General features: G+C 53.3%; 2 protein-coding genes. Both read left to right on the forward strand.

Annotated features, from left to right (window positions below; genetic code table 11):
- On the forward strand, positions 1-1,212 hold a 1,212-nt coding region (locus VSS37_RS10480), incomplete at its 5' end, for an RNA-directed DNA polymerase (RefSeq protein WP_324694991.1).
- Positions 1,213-1,292: 80 nt separating this feature from the next.
- Positions 1,293-1,982, forward strand: coding sequence for a DUF8453 domain-containing protein (locus VSS37_RS10485; RefSeq protein ID WP_324694994.1), 690 nt, complete (start codon positions 1,293-1,295; stop codon positions 1,980-1,982).
- Positions 1,983-2,134: the final 152 nt, after the last annotated feature.

Here is a 2,134-nt window from a genome sequence, read left to right on the forward strand (position 1 = left end):
CGAAAAGTAAAATTTGTCGGTTTCCCGGGCTCCAAGTCCGACAGGCTGCTAGAAACCGACATCAGTCGATTCTACGGAAGCATATATACCCACTCGATTGCGTGGGCGGTGCACACAAAGGCGGTTGCAAAGGTAAGTCGTAGCCGGACTCTACTCGGGAACAACTTGGATTACCTAGTGAGAATGGGTCAGGATGGCCAGACTGTTGGCATACCTATTGGCCCAGATACGTCGCTCGTAATTGCAGAGCTATTGATGCAAAGGTGTGACGCCGAGCTTGCATCAAAGCTTCCAAAGCTAAAGGGCCACCGATTCATTGACGACTATGAATTGAGCTTCTACACAAGGACTGAGGCAGAAGAGGCCTTTCATATCCTCGAGCGGGTATTGAGAGACTACGAGTTGGCGTTGAATCCGAAGAAGACGCGGGTTGTCGAACTGCCACTGCAATTTGAGGCGCCTTGGGTGGCTGAGCTTAAGGCTCAATCCATAAGAACGTCAGTGCCTGGTCAGGCCTCGGATATTGAGGCGCTAATAAATAAGGCCTTTCATCTGCACAAGGTGTATCCAGATGAGGTCATTCTTAGTTATGCAATCGCAAGGCTAAGAACTGTCGCGGTGCACCCGGATAATTGGGAGCTATTTCAAAGACTGCTGCTGCTCTGCATTACTCCTGAGCCAGCAACCTTTCCCTATGCAATCGAACTCATCATTAAATGGGTCAATGCCGGATACGGACCATTGGTTCCTGAAATAAGTGAAGTAGTAAATTCCATCATAGTCACGCATGCGCCGCTCGCTCACTCCAGCGAGGTTTCGCACGCTCTGTGGGCTAGCATAAATCTGGGGCTAACTCTAACGCCCGAGGCGGTTTCTGCCCTTTCAAAGGCTGATGACTCCGTGGTGGCACTGATGGCTCTGGACTGCGAAAGCAGGGGCCTAATGACAACGACCTTAGACAAGTCGCTCTGGTCGACTTACATGACGCCATCAGGGCTCTATGAGGAGCACTGGCTGCTTTCATATGAGGCCAATATTAAGGGTTGGCTACCGACTGTTGGTGGTGGAGATCATGTTGCAGCTGACGCCAACTTTAACTTTCTGAAGTCGTCTGGCGTCTACTTCTACAATTCCACTCCCCTTGGTGCGTCGCCGATTCCGAGTCCGACACTGCCTACGCCTACTCCGGTATCTACGGCGCACTCACCGTGAATGCGCTAACCATTCGCTGCAGGCGCGACTGCCCTGACGGGCAGCGGCCTGAGCTCAAACGTTAGAGCTCAAGAAACACCATGTCCGACTTCCTCGACAGTCTCAACAAGAACTCAGGTGCCTTGAGCGCAGTTTTCTCCGGCGTTGTCACCGTCGCTACGGTGATCTATGCCTGGCTTACCTGGAAGCTGGTGGATGAGACTCGCAAGATGCGTCAAGCCCAGACGGAGCCCCGCGTCCAAGTCACGTATCGCGTGCGCGAGGAGTGGGTGAACTTGCTGGACATTTCGGTGAAAAACATTGGCCTGGGACCGGCCTACGACATTCGACTACACATCCGGGAGCACAACGACGTTAGCGGCGCACAGATCTTGAAGGAAGCATTGCTGAAGCTTGCCTGTTTCAAGTCTGGTCTTTCCTACTTAGGTCCTGGTCAGGAGTACTTTTCGTTTTGGACCAGCCTCGCCGAAGGCGACGCGACAAAGGTTGATAGTCGCCTTGTGATCGTGTGTTCCTACAAGTCCGCTACTGGAATTTCTCAGGTAGACGATTACGTCATTGATCTCTCCGAGATGAAGGGCAGCAGCCGCCTTGGTGAACCTCCACTGCATAAGATGGCGAAGCAGCTTGAGAAGATCGAGCAGCACCTTCAACACACCATTGGTGGTTCAAGGAGGCTGCGGGTTGACTCATTTAGCCAAGCTGATCGGGACGCGGAAAGAGCAGCGCTCGAGGAACGCATACAGCGGGATCGCGAAGGGGCGAATTGAGCTCTAACCAGTCGCTCGAGCCGACTCGCGTCGGCAAGCCGCCGCTCGCGGCTCAGCTTCAACGTTATACCGTGCGCGGTCACGATTGAATCTTCTTGAAGGTTTGGAAGTTCAGGGTCAATAGGGACTGTAGCGCCTTGGCGTGGATGGTG

Source organism: Candidatus Thiothrix phosphatis, assembly GCF_035668035.1.
GTDB classification, from domain to species: domain Bacteria; phylum Pseudomonadota; class Gammaproteobacteria; order Thiotrichales; family Thiotrichaceae; genus Thiothrix; species Thiothrix phosphatis.